The 21,937-nt window shown below is 59.0% G+C and carries 17 protein-coding genes and 1 tRNA gene; 6 read left to right on the plus strand and 12 right to left on the minus strand.

All coding sequences use genetic code 11. The features are described from left to right. Window positions 1-70: 70 nt before the first annotated feature. Window positions 71-1,177 carry an agmatine deiminase gene (gene aguA, locus AC5O5R_RS01225; RefSeq protein ID WP_172285733.1) on the plus strand — a complete coding sequence of 369 codons (1,107 nt, stop codon included), beginning with the start codon at window positions 71-73 and terminating at the stop codon, window positions 1,175-1,177. Between the two features lie 482 nt (window positions 1,178-1,659). On the opposite strand, the gene AC5O5R_RS01230 is transcribed toward aguA, so the two are convergent. Beyond that, complete coding sequence (locus AC5O5R_RS01230) at window positions 1,660-3,732, minus strand: TonB-dependent receptor (protein ID WP_494514914.1); 2,073 nt, start codon at window positions 3,730-3,732, stop codon at window positions 1,660-1,662. Between the two features lie 425 nt (window positions 3,733-4,157). Between AC5O5R_RS01230 and AC5O5R_RS01235 the strand changes: the two genes are divergently transcribed. Further along, window positions 4,158-5,477 (plus strand): OprD family porin, encoded by a 1,320-nt coding sequence (locus AC5O5R_RS01235; RefSeq protein ID WP_494511952.1) that lies wholly within the window; start codon window positions 4,158-4,160, stop codon window positions 5,475-5,477. A gap of 42 nt (window positions 5,478-5,519) precedes the next feature. Here AC5O5R_RS01235 and AC5O5R_RS01240 read toward each other — a convergent pair whose 3' ends face one another. From AC5O5R_RS01240 to AC5O5R_RS01250, 3 genes are all read right to left on the minus strand, one after another. Next, complete coding sequence (locus tag AC5O5R_RS01240; protein ID WP_494514915.1) at window positions 5,520-7,184, minus strand: FMN-binding glutamate synthase family protein; 1,665 nt, start codon at window positions 7,182-7,184, stop codon at window positions 5,520-5,522. A gap of 89 nt (window positions 7,185-7,273) precedes the next feature. Continuing rightward, window positions 7,274-8,641 (minus strand): ATP-binding protein, encoded by a 1,368-nt coding sequence (locus AC5O5R_RS01245; RefSeq protein WP_494514916.1) that lies wholly within the window; start codon window positions 8,639-8,641, stop codon window positions 7,274-7,276. Window position 8,642: 1 nt separating this feature from the next. Further along, complete coding sequence (locus AC5O5R_RS01250; RefSeq protein ID WP_494514917.1) at window positions 8,643-9,362, minus strand: response regulator; 720 nt, start codon at window positions 9,360-9,362, stop codon at window positions 8,643-8,645. A gap of 141 nt (window positions 9,363-9,503) precedes the next feature. Between AC5O5R_RS01250 and AC5O5R_RS01255 the strand changes: the two genes are divergently transcribed. The 3 genes from AC5O5R_RS01255 (at window position 9,504) to AC5O5R_RS01265 (ending at window position 12,984) form a co-directional block, all read left to right on the plus strand. Then, window positions 9,504-11,801 carry a TonB-dependent siderophore receptor gene (locus tag AC5O5R_RS01255; RefSeq protein ID WP_494514918.1) on the plus strand — a complete coding sequence of 766 codons (2,298 nt, stop codon included), beginning with the start codon at window positions 9,504-9,506 and terminating at the stop codon, window positions 11,799-11,801. Between the two features lie 302 nt (window positions 11,802-12,103). Continuing rightward, window positions 12,104-12,457, plus strand: a complete 354-nt coding sequence (locus AC5O5R_RS01260) for a type II toxin-antitoxin system HigB family toxin (protein ID WP_494514919.1) — start codon at window positions 12,104-12,106, stop codon at window positions 12,455-12,457. Between the two features lie 53 nt (window positions 12,458-12,510). Beyond that, complete coding sequence (locus AC5O5R_RS01265; protein WP_494514920.1) at window positions 12,511-12,984, plus strand: helix-turn-helix domain-containing protein; 474 nt, start codon at window positions 12,511-12,513, stop codon at window positions 12,982-12,984. A 395-nt stretch (window positions 12,985-13,379) separates the two neighbouring features. On the opposite strand, the gene AC5O5R_RS01270 is transcribed toward AC5O5R_RS01265, so the two are convergent. From AC5O5R_RS01270 to AC5O5R_RS01300, 7 genes are all read right to left on the minus strand, one after another. Beyond that, entirely contained in the window at window positions 13,380-14,774 is a 1,395-nt protein-coding gene (locus AC5O5R_RS01270; RefSeq protein ID WP_494514921.1) for a nucleotide-binding domain-containing protein, read from the minus strand. Between the two features lie 11 nt (window positions 14,775-14,785). Then, entirely contained in the window at window positions 14,786-15,352 is a 567-nt protein-coding gene (locus AC5O5R_RS01275) for a Pycsar system effector family protein (RefSeq protein ID WP_197890321.1), read from the minus strand. A gap of 144 nt (window positions 15,353-15,496) precedes the next feature. After that, window positions 15,497-15,772 (minus strand): hypothetical protein, encoded by a 276-nt coding sequence (locus tag AC5O5R_RS01280; RefSeq protein ID WP_494514922.1) that lies wholly within the window; start codon window positions 15,770-15,772, stop codon window positions 15,497-15,499. Then, window positions 15,769-16,749, minus strand: a complete 981-nt coding sequence (locus AC5O5R_RS01285) for an integrase domain-containing protein (protein WP_494514923.1) — start codon at window positions 16,747-16,749, stop codon at window positions 15,769-15,771. The genes AC5O5R_RS01280 and AC5O5R_RS01285 overlap by 4 nt, the downstream gene beginning before the upstream one ends. Window positions 16,750-17,677: 928 nt before the next feature. Beyond that, window positions 17,678-18,997, minus strand: a complete 1,320-nt coding sequence (locus AC5O5R_RS01290) for a tyrosine-type recombinase/integrase (protein ID WP_494514924.1) — start codon at window positions 18,995-18,997, stop codon at window positions 17,678-17,680. 162 nt (window positions 18,998-19,159) lie between these two features. Next, a tRNA-Thr gene (locus tag AC5O5R_RS01295) sits at window positions 19,160-19,235 on the minus strand. Between the two features lie 98 nt (window positions 19,236-19,333). After that, window positions 19,334-19,582 carry a hypothetical protein gene (locus tag AC5O5R_RS01300; RefSeq protein WP_172286329.1) on the minus strand — a complete coding sequence of 83 codons (249 nt, stop codon included), beginning with the start codon at window positions 19,580-19,582 and terminating at the stop codon, window positions 19,334-19,336. 570 nt (window positions 19,583-20,152) lie between these two features. Here AC5O5R_RS01300 and AC5O5R_RS01305 point away from each other — a divergent pair. Continuing rightward, on the plus strand, window positions 20,153-20,440 hold the full coding sequence (locus AC5O5R_RS01305) for a DUF3077 domain-containing protein (RefSeq protein ID WP_494511962.1): 288 nt from the start codon (window positions 20,153-20,155) through the stop codon (window positions 20,438-20,440). 285 nt (window positions 20,441-20,725) lie between these two features. On the opposite strand, the gene AC5O5R_RS01310 is transcribed toward AC5O5R_RS01305, so the two are convergent. Then, window positions 20,726-21,931: a methyltransferase gene (locus AC5O5R_RS01310; RefSeq protein WP_494514925.1), complete on the minus strand. Its 1,206-nt coding sequence runs from the start codon at window positions 21,929-21,931 to the stop codon at window positions 20,726-20,728. Window positions 21,932-21,937 lie beyond the last annotated feature (6 nt).

The following is a 21,937-nucleotide window of genomic DNA, read 5'->3' on the forward strand; positions in this document are numbered from 1 at the left end:
GATATATATCGGTTATAAAATGACGATTGCCCCGGCACATCCAGGCTCAGGGCCATCACAGAGGTTACCCATGAAAACCCTCAATTCCACGCCCCGTGCCGATGGTTTCCACATGCCCGCCGAGTGGGCGCCGCAAACCCAGGTGTGGATGGTCTGGCCGGAGCGCCCGGACAACTGGCGCCTGGGCGGCAAGCCGGCGCAAGCTGCCCACGTAACACTGGCCAAGGCCATTGCCCGCTTCGAGCCGGTGACTGTCGCAGCCTCTGCCGGCCAGTACGAAAACGCCCGTCGCCAGCTTGATCAGCCTAACATTCGGGTGGTCGAAATCAGCAACGACGACGCTTGGGTGCGTGACACCGGGCCGACCTTCGTCATCAACGACCAAGGTGAAGTGCGCGGCGTGGACTGGGGTTTCAATGCCTGGGGCGGCTTCGATGGCGGCCTGTACGCACCGTGGAACCGCGACGAGGAGCTGGCGGCCAAGGTTCTGGAAATGGAGCGTTGCCAGCGTTACCACACCGAAGGCTTCGTGCTCGAAGGCGGCTCGATCCACGTGGACGGTGAAGGCACCGTGATCACCACCGAGGAATGCCTGCTCAACCGCAACCGCAACCCGCACCTTGGCCGCGAGCAGATCGAGGCGGTGCTGCGCGAGCAACTGGCGGTCGACACCGTGGTCTGGCTGCCGGATGGCCTGTACAACGATGAAACCGACGGCCACGTCGACAACTTCTGCTGTTACGTGCGCCCAGGCGAAGTGTTACTGGCCTGGACCGATGATTCCAACGACCCCAACTACGCCCGCTGCCATGCGGCCATGAAGGTGTTGAAGAATACCCGCGACGCCAAGGGCCGTGAGTTCATCGTGCACAAGATGCCGATTCCTGGCCCGTTGTTCGCCACCGCCGAAGAGTGTGACGGTGTCGATCAGGTGGCTGGCAGCCAGGAGCGTGACCCGTCGGTACGCCTGGCTGGCTCTTACGTGAACTTCCTGATCGTCAACGGCGGCATCATCGCGCCAAGCTTCGACGACCCGGCAGATGCCGAAGCCAGAGCGATCCTGGCGCAAATCTTCCCTGATCACGAAGTGGTGATGATCCCCGGCCGTGAATTGTTGCTGGGTGGGGGCAACATCCATTGCCTGACCCAACAGCAGCCAGCGCCGATCAAGCGCTGAAAAGAAGCTGTTAGAAAGTAGCCCGTCCTGGTGACGGGCTTTTTTTTTCTGCGACGCCCGGCAGCCCGTTTTGGCATATGTTTTGTATTGTTTTCAGATAGATAGCTTGGCAAGGCCGGGCTCTCGGATCTGTAACAATACTTACGTAAATTAGCCGCTCACGGGCCAGGGAGTACTTGGAGAAATGAACGCAGCAAGTGAGTCGGCTTTGCGCCCATCAGCAGTGAATCACCGATCGCTCAGGGTTGTGGCGACGTGGCTGAAACACCATGGATGCATCAGGGTCAGGACGACCGACCCACGACGTCTGCTTGCCGGACGCTACCCCCAAGGGCTGATCAGCGAGGCAGAGATGCAGGCGCTGATGGCGGTGTGGCACTGATCGATCGGTTCACCCTGTGCCGGCCTCTTCGCGGCTGAAGCCGCTCCCACAGAAACAGGAGCGGGTTTGCCCACGAGGAGACCGGCACAGCCAATAACGATCAGAAGCTGTAACTGCCCGTCACCACCAGGCTACGCGGGTCACCCACCTGGATCTGCGCCGCACTGGTCGCCGAACTGTAGTAGGTCTTGTCGGCAATGTTGCTCAGCGCCGCCCGCACATCCCAGTCATGCGTGCGATACCCCGCCAGCGCATCCCAGCGGCCATAGCCCGGCAGCACTGTGGTGTTCTGGTTGTCCGCATAACGCTCGCCGACCAGTGTCAGACCGGTTTCGGCATACCAGCCCAGCTCTGGTTTCCAGGTCACGAACAGGCTGCCGTTGCGCTTGGCCACATCGTTGATGCGGTTGCCTTCCTGGCCATTGTTGTCCTTGACGATGATCGCATCCTGCAGGCCGATGCCGCCGCGTACATACCAGTTGCCGACGATGTTGCCGGTTGCCGTCAGCTCGATGCCGCGCGAACGCTGCAAGCCGCTGAGCAGGATGACTTGCGGGTCGTTGGCGTCGCGGGTGCGACGGTTGTACAGCTCCAGCTCATAGACGGCGAGGGTGGTGCTGAGGCGCTGGTCCAGCCATTCGCTTTTCACCCCGATTTCCTTCTGCCGGGTTTCCTCAGGCTTGGTGTCGTTGGTGTTGCCCGGCGCGCCCGGAGTTATGCCGATCAGCCCACCGCCTACCGGTGAGAAGGTCTTGCTCCACGAGGCGTAGAACGAATGATCGCGCCATGGGGTGTAGACCACGCCCAGGCGGGGGCTGGTGCTGGTGCTGTCCTGCGGTTCGCTGAAGTTTTCCTTGTTGGTGGTTTCCACTTCGAACTGGTCGAAGCGCACGCCGGCAAGGATCTGCCACTGATCGTTCAGGCGGATCTGGTCCTGCAGGTAAAGGCCGCGGCTGTCGACCACAGTGTGGTTGTTGCTCGCGACCGTCAGCGTGCCGTTGTGCGGCTGGCTGGGCTTGCCCAGGCCCGATAGCGTCTGGTTGCCGGCGCTGTACAGCAGCGGGTCGCGCTTCTGGTTGCCGAACTCCAGGCCCAGCAGCAACTTGTGCTCCAGGCCCAAGGTGTCGAAGTCGCCCTCGGCCTCCAGGTTGTTGAACAGGTTGCGGGTGTTCAGGTCCTGCTGCCAGCGCTGGCGGGTCAGGGTGTCAGTGCTGGCGTTGTAGCCGGTGACGTAAGTGTTGTCGAACTCGCTGTCGAGCTTGAACAGGCCCAGGGTATGGCGCAGCTGCCAGGTTTCGTTCAGCTGGTAGTTCAGGCGCGAGCGCAGCGACTGGGCGCGGTCGTCGATGTAGTCGCGCTGGGTGTCGCCATAGGTGGTGCTGCGGCTGACGTCGGCCGGGCGGCCGTTGACCCCGGGGATGCCACGGTCGGGTGTGCGGTTGTAACGGCTGTACTCGTACTGCACCAGCCAGTTCAGGTCGGGGTTGATCTGCCAGCTGATGGAGGGGGCGAACAGCTGGCGGCTGCCATCGATGCCGTCGAGGAAACTGTTGTTGTCCTGGTTGCCCATGTTCAGGCGCAGGCTGACGGTGTCGCTGAGGTCGGTGCTGAGGTCGGCGTACAGGCTGCGCAGGTCTTCGCTGCCCGCCTGTGCTTCGAGGGTTGAGCGGCGCCCTTGTTCCGGCGCCTTGCTGACCCGGTTGACGATACCGCCCTGGCTGCCACGGCCATACAGCACTGCCGCCGGCCCCTTCAGTACCTCGACCCGCTCGATGTTGTGCAGGTCGCGGATGTACTGGCTGTCATCGCGAATCCCGTCCAGGTAGAAGTCGTTGCTGGCGTCGAAGCCGCGAATGCGCACGCTGTCGAAGCGGGTGTCGGCGCCGCTGCTGACGTTGGGGATGCCTTCCAGTGCCTTGCCCAGGGTATTGCTGCCGTAGTCCAGTACGTTGGCGGTCTTCACGCTGTCGATGGCCTGCGGCACGTAACGCACCGGCGTCGAGGTGCGGGTGGCGGTGCTCACCTCCTTGACCCGTGGGTTGTCCCTCTCGCGTTCACTGTCGGCGGTGACAGAGAGTTCCGGCAGGGTAGTGGAAGCGGCGCTGGCCAGGCTGGCGCTGACCAGCAGCGACAGGCCAAGCGTGAGGGGGGAAAGGCGGCAGGGAACAAGCATGGACACATCCGGACCGGGCAGGTGGAAAAGAGGTGCGAATGGTAATGCTTGCTATTTGCTCCTGCTCGAGTATTTGTAAAGGGTTGTCTTTACATATGTATCACTTTGTAAATATGCCTTAAGAGGGTGATGGCCGCCTCAGATATTCGTCCGATTAGTCAGGAAGACAAATCCTACAAAAGACAAAATTCCCGCCTACAGCGCGATCATGCGTGGAAATGCCCCGTGACAACGCTTTATTTTGGTTATATCAACCTGCATTTCACGTTTTTTTGACATTTGTAATCGCGCGCGGCTAGGATTCGGCCACGGCCTGCCGTGCAGGCCCGCCAGTCTGGATCCGCATAGCGTCGAACCTACGAAGGGGCGTTGGTTCCTGGCGTCAAATTGCGCAGTGTTTTTGATTAATAATTTAGGAAAACAACATGTTGAAAACCAGGATCAGCCTGGTCGCTCTGGCGATGATCGCCGCGACCCAGGCCCAGGCCAATGAGCAGGCCGACAGCAAGGGCTTCATCGAGGACAGCCACGCCAACGTCCTTCTGCGCAACGCCTACATCAACCGTGACAAGAAACACGGCACCGACGACCAGATCGAATGGGGCCAGGCGGTCATCGCCAACTTCTCCTCCGGTTTCACCCAGGGCACCGTCGGCGTCGGTGTCGACGCATTCGGCCTGTACGCCCTGCGCCTTGACGGCGGCAAAGGCCACAACGGTGGCGGTGGCGTCGACTTCTTCAAGCCGCACGAAACCACCAACGCCGATGGCAATGCCAGCTCGCCGCACAACCTGGCCCGTGGTGGCGCTGCCGTGAAATTCCGCATCTCCAACACCGTGCTGAAGTACGGTGACCAGATGCCGGCCCTGCCAGTGCTGCAGTACGACGATGCACGCCTGCTGCCAGAAAGCTTCACCGGTACCCTGATCACCTCGAAAGAAATCGAGGGCCTGGAACTGAACGCCGGCCGCTTCACCCAGGAAGCGCGCAAGAGCGCCGAGCGCCGTGACGGTGGTGGCCTGAAGTCGATCAATGTCCTTGGTGGTAGCTACAAGTTCACCGACAACTTCAGCGGCTCGCTGTACACCTCCGACAACGAAGACGTGATGCGCAAGCACTACCTGGGCCTGAACTACGTCTTCCCGATCGCCAGCGACCAGTCGCTGACCCTTGATTTCAACGGCTACAAGTCGGACATCAACAACAAGTTCGTCAAGGCTGCAGGGCTGAACGGCGACTCCAACACCATCTGGAGCCTGGCCGCCACCTACGCCTACGGTGCGCACTCGTTCACCCTGGCGCACCAGCGCAGCACCGGCAGCACCGGCTACAACTACGGCTTCTACCAGAACGCCGGCGGCGTGGGTGACGGTGGCTCGACCATCTACCTGGCCAACTCGTACTGGTCCGACTTCAACGCCGAAGACGAGCGCTCCTGGCAGCTGGGCTACGGCCTGGACTTTGGTGCCTACGGCATCCCGGGCCTGACCTACAAGCTGGCCTACGTGGTGGGTGACAACATCAACACCCGCAACGTTGCCAACCCACAGGGCTTCGGCGAGGGTAAAGAGCGCGAGATCTTCAACCAGATCCGTTACGTGGTGCAGGACGGCCCGGCCAAGGACCTGTCGGTCAAGCTGCGTAGCTCGTTCCTGCGTACCAACAACGCCGTGCAGCAGAACGGTTACAACGACGACGGCAACGAAGTCCGCGTATTCGTCGAGTACCCGATCAGCATCTTCTGATCCTGATCTGATGGTCTGGGGCTGCCTTGCGGCCCCAGGCTTTCATGCCGGCTCGGCAGCCCTGCGCCGAACCCCTGCAGCCCGCACTTCCCCTTCCCCGGTCTCCGGCGCAAAGCTGTCGCTACGTGCCATCCGCCACATCCGCGCATAAAATTCGCTTTCGATCGAGCCGCTGAGCAATTCGCCCGGCTTCAGAAACGTGTGCAGGTCCGAAAACAGCCCGATTTCACTGGGGCTGACCCGCCGTGCCAAATGTTTGGGCTTCAGCTCCGCAGGGTGCTCCAGGCCAGCGGCCGCCAGCATCTCGGCCAGCGCGTGCAGGGTGTTGCGGTGGAAGCTGGCTACCCGCTCGGCCTTGTCCGGCACCACCAGTGCGCGCTGACGCAAGGAGTCCTGCGTGGCCACGCCGGTCGGGCATTTGTTGGTGTGGCAACTCTGCGACTGGATGCAGCCGATGGCGAACATGAAGCCACGTGCCGAATTGACCCAGTCCGCCCCGATGGCCAGCACACTGGCAATGTCGAAGGCACTGACGATCTTGCCCGCCGCGCCAATGCGGATGCTGGCGCGCAGGTTCAGGCCGACCAGGGTGTTGTGCAGGAACATCAGGCCTTCGCGCATCGGCACGCCCATGTTGTCGCTGAACTCCCGCGGCGCCGCGCCGGTGCCGCCCTCCTTGCCATCGACAACGATGAAGTCCGGGGTGATACCGGTGGCCAGCATGGCCTTGGCAATGCTCATGAACTCCCACGGGTGACCCAGGCAGAACTTGAAGCCCACCGGCTTGCCCCCCGACAACTCGCGCAGGCTGGCCACGAACTGCAGCAGCTCGACCGGCGTGCGAAAGGCGCTGTGCGCTGCCGGCGAAATGCAGTCCTCGCCTACGCGCACGCCACGGGTTTCGGCAATTTCGCGGCTGACCTTGTGACCCGGCAGGATGCCGCCGTGGCCCGGTTTGGCACCTTGGCTGAGCTTGACCTCGATCATCTTCACCTGCGCCGAGCGCGCCTGCTCGGCAAAGCGTTGCGCATCGAAACGCCCGTCCGCTGTACGGCAGCCGAAGTAGCCGCTGCCAATTTCCCAGATCAGGTCGCCGCCGTGTTCGCGGTGGTAAGGGCTGATGCTGCCTTCGCCGGTGTCATGGGCAAAACGGCCCATGCGTGCGCCGCGATTGAGTGCGGCAATGGCGTTGGCGCTGAGGGCGCCGAAGCTCATGGCCGAGATGTTGAAGATCGACGCCGAGTACGGCAGGCGGCATTGCGGCCCGCCAATGGCAATGCGGAACGAGGCCGGGTCTGGCGTGGCCACCGGCAGCATCGAATGGCTGATGAACTCGAAGCCGGGCTTGTAGGCATCGTTGAGCGTGCCGAAGGCTTTCTCGGCGCTTTCATTCTTGGCGCGGGCGTACACCAGCGAGCGCTGTGATCGCGAGAACGGCAGTTTGTCATCGTCGCCCTCGATCAGGTACTGGCGGATTTCCGGGCGGATGGTTTCGATCAGGTAGCGGATGTTGCCCAAAATCGGGTAGTTGCGGCGCACCGCATGATGGCTTTGGCGCAGGTCGTTCAGGCCGACCAGGCTGAGCAGCGCAGTAAGCAGTGTGATCGGCCACAGCCAGGCATGTTGCGGCAGCAGTGGCAGGCTGGCGAAGCTGAACAGCAGGCAGATGGTGAGGCAGGCGTAGCGGCTGGGAAGAGAGTGTTTCATGGGTCCATCGCAGGCAGGATGACCGGGCCTAGGATAGGCAAAGGCAGGCCAGGGAAAACCTGGGCAATTGGTAAAAGACTGTTACCTGATCAGATGGGCAGCAGCACGCTGACCCGCAACCCGCCGCCCTCGCGGTTCGACAGCATCAGCTCACCGCCATGGCTGCTGGCGATTCGCTGGGCGATGCTCAACCCCAGGCCATAGCCGCCGGACGCCTGATTGCGCGATCCTTCACCACGCACGAACGGGTCGGTGATGGTCGCCAGCAGGCCCGGCGCAATGCCTGGCCCGCGGTCGTCGATATGGATGAACACCCCGGTGGGCGCGCGTTCCAGTGTGACCGAAACATCCTTGGCGTAACGCAACGCATTGACCAGCAGGTTTTGCAGGCAGCGCTGCAGCAGCAGGGCATCGACCTGCAGGCTGCCCGCCTGGCCGTGCACCGGCAGCGGTTCTTCGGCAGTGGCCAGGTCGGCGCACTGGCGTGCTACCAGCCGGTCCAGGTCCACCTGCTGCAGGTTCTGCTGCTCCCCCGCGCGCAGATAGTCGAGCACCTGGCCGATCATGTCGTCCATCTGCGTGATGTTCTGCCGCAGGCGCTGGCGGTGTTCGTCGTCCGGCAGGCGTTCCAGGCGCAGGCGCATGCGCGTCAGCGGGGTGCGCAGGTCGTGGGACACGGCGGCCAGGAAGTAGGCTTTGTCATTGACCATCTCGATCAGCCGCTGCTGCATGGCGTTGAAGGCCTGAGCCGCCTGGCGCACTTCCTCCGGCCCATCCAGCGCCAACGGCGGTTGCTCCAGGTTGCCCCCCAGGCCGCGGGCGGCATCGGCCAGACGTCGCAACGGGCGCAGGCACAGGCGCACGGCAATCAGGCACACCAGTAATACCGCGACAATGCGCAGTGCATACACCCGCACCAGGTAGTCGCTGATCAGCACCCAAGCCGACTCGCCGCTCCAGCCTTGCAGCTCCTGGCCGTCGATGGTCAGCCAGTGGCCATCGGCCAACGGCACCGCAAATTCGATATGGGCATGGGCGGTGCGCAGGCCGAACAGGCTGCGCCAGACGATCGGCTGGCCCAGCTCATCAGTCAGTTGCACCTTCAACAGGCGCACCTCCTGTGCGTGCCCCAGCTCGTACTTGAGGGCCTGTTGCAGTAGCAGTTCGACGCGGCGGCGCCCGCGGCGCTCGTCATGCCCCGGCGCAGGTAGCGTCTCGGCGCAGCGTAACTGGTAATGGGCCGGTGCCTGTTGCCCGCCGCCGTGGCAGGAAGCGCTAGCAATCAGGGGGGCGCTGCGCGCCGCGATCAGCCGCACAGGGGCTTCGAGTACCTGGGCAAAACGCACGTCGAACCAGATGCTGCTGGACATCAACTGGATCGCCAGCGTGCCGCTGACCATGATCAGTAGCAGCTGGCCGAACAAGGTGCGCGGCCACAGCCGGCGAAGCCAGCGCATGTCAGGTATCGGCCAGGTGGCTGGCGACGCTCAGCAGGTAGCCTTCGTTGCGGATGGTGAGGATTTGCGCGGCACCCGCCGGCGCCCGGCGCAGGTGCTGGCGCAGACGGCTGACGCACATGTCCACCGAGCGGTCGTCGGGCAGGTGATCGCGGCCAAATGCGCTGCGCGTCAGCTGGTCGCGGGACACCACCCGGTTATTGGCTTCGAGCAATTCGCGCAGCACGCGGTAGTCGGAACGGGGCAGGGTCAGCGTCTCGCCGTCGGGCCGGGTGAGCAGGCGTTTTACATGTTCAAGACGGAACCCGGCGAACAGCCGGGCGTCCGCCGCCGGCTCTTCGGCGGTGCTGTCCAGGCGTTGCGGGCGACGCAGCACGGCCTTGATCCGGGCGATCAGTTCACGCGGTTCGAAAGGCTTGGCGAGGTAGTCGTCGGCACCTACTTCCAGGCCGATGATGCGGTCCAGGGTGCTGCCCTTGGCCGACAGCATGATCACCGCCAGCCCCGGTGTGGCCTGCAACTGCCGGCACAGGCTCAGGCCGTCCTCGCCAGGCAGCATCAGGTCGAGCACCACCAGGTCCACTTTCTGACGGGCCAGCTGTTCACGCATCTGCCCGCCGTCGGCAGCTGCCAGCACGCTGTAACCGGCATCCGTGAGGTAATCACATAGAAGTTCGCGGATCTCGTCGTCATCGTCGACAACCAGCAGGGTCGTGCTCATACGCAAAAAAAACCTGTTCGGAGAGGGCCGAGGGCACTCGTTACGTTCAATTACATCCCCGTACATGTCGGGTCTGGAGCCGGGAGGGCCGATGCCTAGAATCCTAACAAAAAATCATCTGCAAATACGAAGCCTTCCCAAATGAATCCCAAGAGCACCCCGAAAGCTTTCATTCCCATCAGCCAAAATGGCAATCGCCTCAACCCCTTGGCCTTTTTCATCGCCGTCGCCATCAGTGGTGGCGTCATGGCGGCAGACAGTAAACCGCTGGAGCTGGATGCCACACAGATCGAGGACAGCGCACTGCTGCCCGCCGACGACGCAGGCCAACTGGGTTACACCGTCGAGCGCACCCGCAGCTCCACCGGCCTGAACCTGACGCCGCGGCAAACGCCTCAGTCGGTCACCACCATTACCCGCCAGCAAATGGAAGACCGCGGCATCCACACCATCGAACAGGCACTGGAAACCACGCCCGGCGTAACGGCCAACAAGTCCGAGGTGGGCGGGCGTACCGACTACCGTGCCCGTGGCTATTCGATCAGCAACTGGAAGGTCGATGGCCTGCAGACCCAGGGCGGCTCTGACTTCAGCGGCAGCGGCAACGCGCTGAACATGGACCTGTACGAACGCATCGACATCGTGCGCGGCGCCAACGGCCTGCTGGGCGGCACCGGCGACCCCTCGGCCACCGTCAACCTGATCCGCAAGGCGCCGACCAGGACCTTCGGTGGCAGCGCCTACGCCACATATGGCAGCTGGGACAAACGCCGCCTGGGCGCAGACCTCAACCTGCCGCTGTCCGAGGACGGCCGCCTGCGTTCACGCTTCGTGATGACCCAGCAGGACGCCAACTCGTTCCGTGACAACCAGTCCGAGCGCTCCCGCGCCGCGCTGGCCAATTTCGAGTTCGACCTGGACGAGGCCACCACCCTGGGTGCCGGCTACCAGTACGAGTACAACAAGGTGGTGGGTGGCGGCTGGGGTGCGAACATCCCGCTGTGGTACCGCGACGGCAGCAAGACCGACCTGCCACGCAGCACCAACGTGGTGCCCAGCTGGAGCTTTGGCGAGTACACCACCCGCACTGCATTCGGCTCGCTGGAGCACCGCTTCGACAACGACTGGACGCTGGACCTGAAAGCCTCCCAAGCCACCACCGAGGCCCTCAACCATCGCGGCTTGGCCAAGGTCAATTCGGCTGGGCGCGGCAGCTACGGCGGCTATTGGGACCAGGACGGCAGCGGCGCCGTGTTGAACGGCCTGCACAGCTCCAGCGACACCACCCAGCAATCGGCACAGATCGACCTGTCCGGCCCGTTCCAGCTGTTCGGTCGCACCCATCAGGCCATGGTCGGCTACAACGACAGCCGCACCGTGGGCTGGTCGCCGCAATACACCTGCACCATGGTTGGCGACGGCATGGCCAGCGCGCCCGCGCTGGGCTGCCAGTTCCGCGCCAACAACGGCTTCCCGGTCAGCAACTGGCACAATGGCGTGGATGATGACTATGACATCATCGCCTCGCGTACCGGCCTGCACAGCAAGACCACCACCCGCCTGCAGGGCATGTATGCCGCTACCCGCCTGAGCATTACCGACCCCTTGTCGGTGATTGTCGGCGTACGCACCAGCAACTACTCGTCGGTTACCCGCAGCGTGGCCGGTGAGCGCAGCAGCCAGGAAGAAAACGGCATCGTCACCCCGTACCTGGGTGCGGTCTACGACCTCAACGACAACTACTCGCTGTACGCCAGCTACACCGACATCTTCACCCCGCAAACGTCGGAAACCGTGAGCGGCAGCAAGGTCGAGCCGATTCGTGGGCAAAGCTACGAAACCGGGGTCAAGGGCGAGTGGTTCGACGGCCGCCTGAACGCCTCGGCGGCGTACTTCCGCACCAAGCAGGAAAACAAGGCCGTGCTCGATGGCGACCTGACCACGCCGACTGGGGCCAGCGCCTACAAGGCAGGCTCCGGCGTGGAAACCGACGGTATCGACCTGGAAGTCGCCGGCGCGCTGACCCCCAACTGGAACGTGTACGCCGGCTACACCTACCTGCACTTCCGCCGCATCGACAGCGACGGCCGCAGCGACCCGTCGCACCTGTTCAAGGCCTCGACCACTTACCGGATGGGCGGCCCGCTTGACCGCCTGACCGTGGGTGCCGGTGTGACTGCACAGACCAACATCCGCGCCATTTCAAGCCCGGCCGGCCAGCCCACCAATGGCGTGAGCAACGGTGCCACCGACGTGAACTGGTCCGGCTATGCCATCTGGAATGCCATGGCCAAGTACCAGGTGACCGATGACGTCAGCGTCACCCTCAACGCCAACAACCTGTTCGACAAGCATTACTACACCCAGTACGGGTTCTATGCCGGGGGCATCTATGGCGACCCGCGTAACCTGTCGTTGACGGTGAGCACTGCGTTTTGACTGAGGCGGCAGGGGGCTGCTGCGCAGCTCTTCGCCGGCAAGCCAGGCTTCTGCAGGGATTGCGTCAGGGCCGGTAGGTGCATGCCACAAGATATTATTCAGCGCTCGATTTCACAGGCGCTGCACCCCTTGCGGCAAGCCCCTGTCAGCCCTGATGCAACCTGTTAAAGACCAGCCCATCGCCTGTGAGATCGAGCGCCGCGCGCCGCTTCGCGGATTTATCTGGCTCGCAGATATCTGCTTGACAGATATCTGGATATGCGATAATTTTTGTTGCATGTAAGCACGCCGGAGCATAGAACATGCGAGTGGTAACCAAGACGGCGGTTGCACAGGCTATCGAGAAGTATAGTCAGTGGAAAGAGCCACTGAACCTGTGGCTGACCACCTTTGACAGACCGCCCCTTCGGTTTGAGTCCTTAGAGCAGATTCGTGGCGTGTGGGTAACCGCCTCAGGGTGGAACGTTGATCGCATCCCTCACTCAAAGCTGAGACACCCAAGCAAAAAAGGACCACTTGATATCTATGTCTTTGATATCAAGAAAAATGAGTGTCGACTCATCGCATGGGTCAACACGCGAACCGGCACCATTTACCTGAAGGATATTCTGCCCCATGCCGGATATGACAAGTGGTGCAGAAGTGATGTCAAGTAGCTGGGCGGGAAGATTGGCTCTATTAATATGTAATGCAATTACAGGTGACAAAAATGAAGCGTGATAAGATCGAAGCCACTGGACTAGATTCCTTCATAGCTAACATTTCACCCATGTTCGATAGTCTGAGCGATCAGATATCCACAATGTCCAAATTGCTATCTGCATGTCATGATCCTATTAAAGACGATAATGACTTGCACGGGCGAATGGCGATAATCGATGAGCTTTACTCGCATGCGGATAGTGAAGATCACGCAGCAGCACGTTTTGCCGAGCTGGTCGCCGATCGAGTGTACGAGTACGAAACTGAAACGGTGTTGATACCTCAGACCTCCCAGGCGGAAGCGCTCGCGTTTCTGATTTCGGACAGGGGTGTTAAACAAAAGGATTTGTCTGATATTGCAACGCAAAGTGCTGTTTCTGAAATACTGAACAATAAAAGGAAAATGACGGTTGCCCAGATAAAAGGGTTTGCTGAGTTCTTTAGTGTTCCGGTTGAGTTTTTTATGCAAGGTGCAGTTTAAAGAAAGTCTCGAATTTTTCGGCCGGATTTGTCACCCGGTTTACATTGACTCGCATTGAGCATTTGGATACTGCGTATGGTGCGGCACCAGGAGTCGAAGCGTGTGATAAATATATGATTTGTATATATTTTTCTAAATTATTTTTCAGTCTATCCCTAAAACTATCCTTTGGCAGTCGCCTGATGATTGAGATGGGCGGCATAAGACGGATTTTGAACATATGGTCGATAGATGACTGCGTACCCTTCTTTAATAGCCGGACGGTTGCGGGGGGCATCAGGCTGCCCCACGCTGAGCTTGGCGTAGGTAAATGTCGGTCAAAAACGGCCCTGGATTGAGGTCGCACACCACGCAAAAACTAATAACAACACCTATTGGAAAAGGCCGCTCAAAAGCTATCTGATATATACTCCAATAATGTCTTTAAATATAACATCCCCCTTGACGTCAGTTACTACAGCTTCCATGGTATGCAACCCGCGATACGCTGTTGAATCTGTATGAGTCTGAGGGTCAGCCCTAAAGAAACTTGTCAAATAGTTGTTGTCTTTAATAACTGAAGTTTTTGTAATGGGGAAAGTCCCTCGCTGCCCTTTCAGTTGAGCTTCTATACCATAATTTCGCTTCGTCAACTTCAGCTCGAGAGGGAAGTCTTGGTTGGCGTGGACCGACTTGTCAAATGTAACTTTGAATTTAAGGCTGAGGTTTTTGTCAAGCATTCTTGAAACCGACGGATACTCAACCAAAGTATTTCCATCTACAATGAAGCACTTAAATGATATGCCAGGGCATGACACCACCATCGAGTTTGGATGCGATTCTTTTAGTTCAGTTGCAAATGGAAGCAAATCTCTATATTTAGCATGATCCAGCTCTCTCACCTTGTATGTGTGAACCCGTCCTTCTCGATCCGTATATGACTTAGGGAGATTCGGCAGAGAGATAGTTTCTATCTCGCCGTTTTTATTTTTTTGAGTGCGAGTTCTGATTCTTGTGTAATCCTCAGGGAGATCAATTTCTTCCATGATACTTCGACCAAGCATCGACTTGTTCTTACCCGCGATACCTTGAAGCTTGGCCGCAACATCCACAAAGAAAGATGTTGGAGTTACTTCGTAAACGCCTCTAAATCCGTAAGACGCCCACAACACGTCATCGTGAGAGCCGTAGTCCAAGCCAATGCGAAAACCCAAATAATCTGCCTTGGGATTCTGAACATATTTTTGCTCAAGGACAGGAATGATGGTTCCGGTCATCAAGGACTCAAGAACCGAAACGCAATTAATAGCGTTAATTATGCTGTCGTCCTTATCCTGTGCTTTACCTCCAAAGAAGGCTAGCAAGGCGTCTCCCATAAACCGATGAACATGCCCGTCCATGGCCCGCACGGTTTCAGCTGCAGCTTTCAAAATCGTATTCTTGATAGCTACGACTTCATGAAGCTCATATATAAAAGTAAGTCTTGTTGAGTTTTTTATGTCCAGAAAAAGCGAACAGATGTAATGATTCTCCTGATCATCAGTTTCCGCGAGATGCACGAAGTCAGGATGAGTTCCAATTTTGCTTTGGTTAACTCCATCCCTTTTAAATGAAGTGCGAATATCCTGCTGAATTGCTTCCTGATCAAAAGCATCTGATGTCGCAAGTGACTTTTCAATATGTTCATTCAAGTGTTCCATAGATGCGCGCCCCAGCGCAGCATCCATTGCGAAAGACTTCTTTTTATTGCTCTTCTTTATTTCCGAATCTAACATTCGGGCAAAAGATTCTCTTGAAATACTTCTCTTCAACACAGATCCCTCTACGAAAAAGCCTTAATAACAAAAGTCACAAGAAATACGGAGATGCACGCAAAATGAATACACAGAACAACGGATAATTTTTGGATGAGCCAAAATTTTCGATCGACAATTTTTGCCAAAGTAAACACTTGGCCACTCAAGTCATTTAAATAGTCTTCGTCAGAGACTTCAATGATTCGTTTAGCGTAACCATCAGAACCGTTTTTGGTGCCTGCTATATCGCCATAAAAAATTAGTGACTCTCCTCTGTTTTTATCAGGGCTACTAAATGTCACGGGGAATATAGTAAAACACGCCATTAGCATGCAGGTAATAGCGGCAATCAAGCTAAAACAACCAAACAAGCCAATGCATACGATAATCGGAGTTGTATTTGCCACTTCCAGCTTACCAAGCAGAGCAAATATCAGCGCAATTACTGCAGCGCAGTAAGACATGATAATCGTACACTTGGTGTTGGTAGTGCCAATGTAGACATCTATCCGTTTGATTACCTCAAACTGATTTTTTATCTTTTGCTCTATAACCTTGCTCAAGTCATCACCTTGCTGCTTACAATCAGTCATGGATTTCCCTATGATATAACTGGGAGGTTAGGTATAAGAGCAATAATACATAGAATACACCGAAGCTGTAGCGACAATAGCTCAACGCCATCACCACGTCTAGCGATGGTCAACGGGTCTTCTTCTCTTGACTAATCCGCTGCTTTAGAGATTGAAAATCCATGACGTTCCTAAACGTCGAGCAAGCAGCCGGACAGTCAGCAAGTAGTAATATCGCGTAGCGTCGCTGTGTTGACGCATGCGATGTTCGAGAAACCATGCCAAATTTTTTCTTTGCCAAGCCCAAGGTGTGTCTCGCTGCCAGCGCTCTGCAGTTGCAGCCTGGATGATTCTCGCCTGTCGTACATGGCGTTGGCGGGTAGCGTGAGACCCGGTAAGCACACCATCCAAGAACAATTCCATATCAAATGGCTTGCTCATGTCCGTCCTCCGATATAGGCCGCGACCACGTCGATCCGACCGTGACCAAGCTCGTAGCTGACATGCATCCGAGCCTCACGATCAAGGTTTCTATCTGCCAGGCAACATTGGCCGCCGTGGATAGGCGCCCGGTACTGGGTGATTTGCTCATAGCGCTCACATGCGTACGCCGCTCGTAGCTCATGGAAGCCTTTGAGTTTGTGTGCATGCAGGATGGCCCGCGCAGGGTTGATGATTTCTTGCAGAAAATTTAGGTAGCTTTCGTGTGGCGCAATTAAGTTGCGACTACCTGCAGGCGAAACCTGCCTTGCAAATCCAAGGGCACCTCGAACATGGTCGTTCACCGCAATCCAACGTGGCGCTGAGGCGCCGGCTCGGCCACCTTTAGTGCCATCCTGAATGTTAATCCTGCCTTGGCCGTTAGCCTCGCGGATTAGCCGTGGCAGGTCAGCCAAGATGGCCTCACGCAAGCGCATGCCGGTGGCTCGCGCCAACAGAACGATCGCCGCAACTCGTAACTGATGATGGCGGCAAAGCGCATCGACGATCTGTTTAACCTGCGCACGGTCTTGGCCCTGCGGCACTGAACGTCGAACCCCTGTGCGCTGCATACCCAACGCCTTGCTAGGGCTGGACAATTTCACGCACTGATCACCGCGAAGCGCAGCCATGGTCCTGTTAACGCTGGATAGCCGGTTTTGCGCGGTGCTGACGGCGAGATCACCGCGCTTAACAATGTCGCGCAGATACGCCGCGTAGTCGGCCAATACCTTTCGATCAATCTGCCGCGCATCATTGATACCCGGCCCCTGTTCGGAGCGGCACCACTTCACGAATGCTTGCCACCGATCACAGTGCGCCTTGACCGTGCCGTAGTGGCCTCCGCCGAACATATCTTTCAGCGCTTGCGGCCCTGCATAGCTCAATTGCCTGCCGTAGCCAAAATTACGGCCATCGCGTCTACCCACCAATGCCATGTCGATCACCTCATCGTCCGCTCTCCGATCCTCGCCCCACGTCATCCCGCCAAGAATGCTGAGTGTTATCAGGGATCAAGGCCCCTGCGACCTGTGGGGAATGTCCTCTACGCGGGACTGGCGGCTCCTTACGACCGGGAGCAAGGGCATCTCATGATCTGGCCTCCTTAACACCGTTGCCGGTGGGCGGGCGGAGGCAGTGCTGGCTGACTAAACCAGCGCCTGAAGATCCTGAGCCGGGTGAACGCAGCGATGCGATGACGGGGCATGCCTGACTGTCAGTCAGGTGCAGTCCATTCCTTGGTCTGCGGCACCATCATCTACAGCGCTGTTGCTGGTGACATCGGCGTTTGTCACGCCGATTGTCACGAGTGAAGTTGCCGCAAAGCCAAATGCGATGAGGGCTGCAGCAGTATTAGACGCGCCCGTCTCTTTCCAGGTGAAAGAGACGGGCGCAGGTTGGCGCACGCGAAATGGCCAAGCGGATAGGTTGCTGCTGAGCAGATGGGTAGGGTGGTTGCCGCAGGGGCAACGATATTGAGTTGGCATCCATCACATGGGTAGTGACCGTACGAGCTGCCGGACGCGAATCGTACTTGCGGGTGAACCACCGCAGGAGCGGCGTGACCTTAGGTTCGGGTCACCTGGGGTGCTGTCATCGACAGCTCTTGCGACTCCCGGTCTACGCTTGTGGACAATATTCGTCAAGCAGCGCGATATCAGGGATTTAGCGCCTGTGGATAAAACTATCCCCCGGTGGACATCAGTGGTTTTCCACAGACGTAAGCTGTGCCAGCAATTTTTTTCTTAGGTATGGTCCTTTCAAACGGGGCGGCTTTGCAGCCCCGTTTGAAAGGACCCGCGCGGAGGAGCTTAATGCGGTGCTGTGGGTAACTTCACAGCGAGTTTGAGGTGGTGGTGCGGCGGGTTACTCGGTTCTCTTGGCACTGCGAAGGCGCGTGACGTTCTCGCCCGTCTGCTTGGCAAACTCATGCGGCGTCACATGGTCCTCGCGGTTCGCCTCCAGAAACCGGCTCCACCAGGTCATGATCATCCGGCGCTCTTCGAGGAACTCGGCCTTGTGGGTATAGGCGGCGCGCACGTTGTTGCGTTCCTTGTGGCTCATCTGTCGCTCGATAGCCGTCTCCGACCACAGCCCGGACTCGACCAGCGCACTGCACGCCATGGCTCGGAAGCCGTGGCCGCAGATATCCACCTTAGTGTCGTAGCCCATCGTCCTGAGCGCTGCATTCACCGTGTTCTCGGACATCGGTTTCCACGGCTTGGCATCCCCCGCGAACACCAGTTCGAACTTGCCGGTGATCGCGTGGATCTGCTCAAGCAAGGTCACTGCCTGCGGAGATAAAGGTACAACGTGAATGTCACCGGCCATCTTCGTACCCCTTGTAGAGAAGGGCACTCCGTCCAGCGCCGGGCGGGTGTCGGGGATCTCCCAGATGCCGCGATTGAGATCGAACTCGTTCCAGCGGGCGAAGCGCAGCTCACTGGAGCGTACGAACACGTGCAACGACAGCATCACGGTAAGGCGTGTGAGTGGACGACCTTTGTAGCCGTCGATGCGCGCCTGTAGCTCTGGCAGCCGCGATAAGGGTAGTGCGGGTCGATGTGTAACCCGTGGTGCTCTGATTGAGCCATCGAGGTCGTGGGCTGGGTTCGTCGTGATCAGCCGCAGCCGTTTGGCTTCGCGCATGATGCTTTGCAGGTAGTTCTTGATCCTGAGCGCCACGTCGATGGTGCCGCGCTTTGTCACGGCTTCCAGTGGCTGCATGAGGTCGTGGGTGTCCAACTCAACGATTGCTCTGGCACCGAGCAAAGGGAATACATGAGTCTTCAACCGGCTGAGTACAGTCTTGGCGTGGCCCGGCGCCCACTTGGGCACCATCCCGGCATACCAATCGAGCGCAACGCTTTCGAAGGTACGGCCATTGATTACGGCTTGCACCTTGGCCTGCTGCTTGGATTGGATGGGGTCAATGCCGTTGGCGAGCTGCTGTTTGAGCTCGAAGCGCTTGTGGCGAGCGTCAGCCAGCCCGACCACCGGGTAATTGCCGAGTGAGGTCAGGCCCTCGCGGCCATCGGGCTTTACGTACCTGAGCCGCCAGCCTTTGCGACCGTTGGGCTTCACGAGCAGGTAAAGGCCATCGCCGTCAAAAAGCTTGTACTCACGTTCGCGAGCCTTTGCAGTGCGGCAGGCGTTGTCGGTAAGGGGAGCCGTTGTGCGAGCCATAAGGGTACTTTCCAATATCGAATTGGTAGGTATCCTTAAATGTACCCTTATTAGCGCTGGCTACCCTCGGAATCCGACGGAACGCCAAAACGAAAAAACCCGCCAGAAGGCGGGTTTTTCGGGGGTTCCAGAGATTTTGAAAGCTTTCTATGGAACCTTGAATGGTGCCGGCACCAGGAATCGAACCCGGGACCTACTGATTACAAGTCAGTTGCTCTACCATCTGAGCTATACCGGCAATGGGGCGTCATTATAGCGATCGGTTGGCGTCTGTAAACCACTTACTTGCGATTGTTCGAAAAAGACCTAAGTCACCGCCCCAAAACAAGAATTTTCCTACCAGCCGCGGTGGATGGTGTTTACGTTCGGCTCGGTTTTGCCCGGGTTGAAGAACAGCTTGTCGTTGTCGCAGCCGCGCTTGCGGCACGGGCTTTCGGTGCGCATGGGCAGGCCGTTGTCACCGCCCAACTGCATGCCGGGGTGGTTCCAGCCCAGGTTGCTGTTGTGATGAGGTGGCGTGCCGCTGGCGCAGGCGGTCAGGGCCAGGGCCAGGGTCAACAGGGCGAGGGGTTTGGCTTGGGTCACGATGGTGAGGTCCGGTGGTCCATTGTCGGTCTGGCACAGCGCCAGAAGGCCGCGGGGCTGGCGGGCAGCGCGCGACTTCACTTTTTAATGATTTGGACGGCGGATGATACACCGTTGCGGCGGTGGGGCATTAGCCTTGTGTTGCCTGGCAGGACCTCTTCGCGGGTGAACCCGCTCCTACACAGGGATGGAATGCTCTTGAGGCCGGTGCGGTACCTGTGGGAGCGGGTTCACCCGCGAAGAGGCCATCAGCTGTATGAAAATCCTGAATCAGAGCCCAAAAGCTTCAGGATTTTGCAGCTTCGGAACTATCCTACGCGCGCCGCCGAAGTATCGCTGTTGTCGGGGAAATGGCTCACGGATACCGTTTACGGGTCGCTTTGGCGACCGGGTGTGAGAACCCGATTACGAATTTAGCGGCTGCGTATGGCGACCGTGCGCGGGCAGACTTCGGTCTGGCCGAGGCTTCCTATATTCACTCGGTTTCTCACCCCGTGCACGGTTGCCACCATTTGTTCCGTGAGAAAGAACGAATGTGGCAACTCCTTGAGGAATATAGGAGTTTGAAAATTGAAAATAATCCCGCCAGACAATGTCCCCAAGCCAATCACCACCGCAGGCGTAGAAACCTTCCTCGCCGCCGGCAACCCGTCCCTCAATCTGCTCCGCGTAGAACCCGGTATCCCGGTGGACTCTGCCTATGAACATGTCTCGATTCTGATGGGCTACATCAAGCACCTGGTGCGCGAGGGGGATATGGAGGATGACCATAAATTCCTGGGTGCGGCCGATTACCTGTGCGACATGGCCAAGGCGTTGATGAACGATATCGAGATTGCCAAGAACAAGGCGCACTGATCTTTGAGCCGGGGCTGCTTTGCAGCCCTTCCGCGACACAAGGCCGCTCCTGCACACCCGCGCAACTGGCCTCTGCGCTAACCACAAGAAATGTTTATGCACAAGTGGCATTGGCGCCTTGCGCGAAAGGCATGCCGGATTCCTATGCCGCTGGTCTTTGCGCAAATGCCTGTTTTTACTGGGCTTGACCAGCGCGCAGGAATAAGCCAAGCGTTTGAAATAGCGCTTGGCACCAACAGGTAATCACAAGCTTGTTCACAGACTTATCCACAGGTTGTGCTGCGGCTAACGGTCGCGTTCTGCGAGGATAAGCAGGTTGCGCGGCGTCAGCGGATAATCGCAGAACAGGCCCACGCGCACGTCGTAGCCTTGTTCTTCGAGGAACAGGGCACGGTCCAGTACCAACCACATTTCCAGGGGCCGGCGGAACAGGTTGCGCATGCGCTCCAGATTGCGTACCTCGGCCAGGCGCTGCCAGCCGTCGGCTTCCAGGGCGGGCCAGTCGGGGTTGCCTTGCAATGGCAATTGCTTGAGCTCGGCCAGGTCACGGCAGTATTGCTCGAAAGGCTTCTCCAGCCAGGCCACGGGCAACGATGGTGTGGGCAGGTATTCACTGGTCTGGCGCTGCTGGCGCTGCAGCAGGTCGAAGCCCAGGCGCCGGGCCATCGATGTGTCGCGCTGGCGGCGTACGCGGGCGCCGGCGGTGACGGTTTCGCTCAAGGGCAGGCCCAGGTCGTCCAGCGAAAGCTGCAGGTTGGAGGCTTGCGCGGCTGTGGATAACGCCTGGTACTGCTGCGCGGCAATGCGGTTGTAGCAGCAGGGCGCCACGGCCAGCTGTCGGCAGCCCTGTTGGCTGGCCAGTTGCATCAGGCGTACGTGCAGGTCGCCGCATGCGTGCAGGGCGACCACGCTTTTTTCGCCATGCAGATGACGAGCGCTGTCGCTGGCCAGCACGTCCTGCTGCACGTGTTGCGCGGGCAGGTGGTGGTGCGCGCTCAAGGCCTGGCCGGCGGCAACCAGTTCGGTGTCGTATTCCAGGCAGGTCAGCTGCTGGCCGGGTTGCAGCAGGCGGCGGCCGAGGTGGCCTTTGCCGGAGCACCAGTCCAGCCAGTGGCGGGGCGGCTCGCGGAATGCCAGGTGGCTGGCGAAGGCTTCGATCTGCTGCCATTTGCGGCCGGGGACGGCGACGTCAAGACGGTGGCTTGCAGTGGGCAGGTCTGTTGCCGGGAGGTTGCCCAGGGCGGCCAGCTGTCGGGCTTGCAGCGCCAGTTGCGGGAACGGGGCGGGCAAGTGGTCGGCTGCGCTGTCGGTTTCGGCGTCCGCCAGGGAGCATTGGCGCAGGTGGGCGGCCAGCTCGGGGTGGGTGGCTTCCCAGGGCAGGTTCAAGGTGGTGAAGGGGCGGGGTTTCCACAGCTGCTGGTGCTCGATCAGGAACTGGTCAAGGGCCTGGAAGCGGGCGTTCAGGTGGTGGCTGTGGAGGTAGCTTGGCATGGGATG

It is taken from the genome of Pseudomonas sp. 8_5_2 (assembly GCF_059295255.1).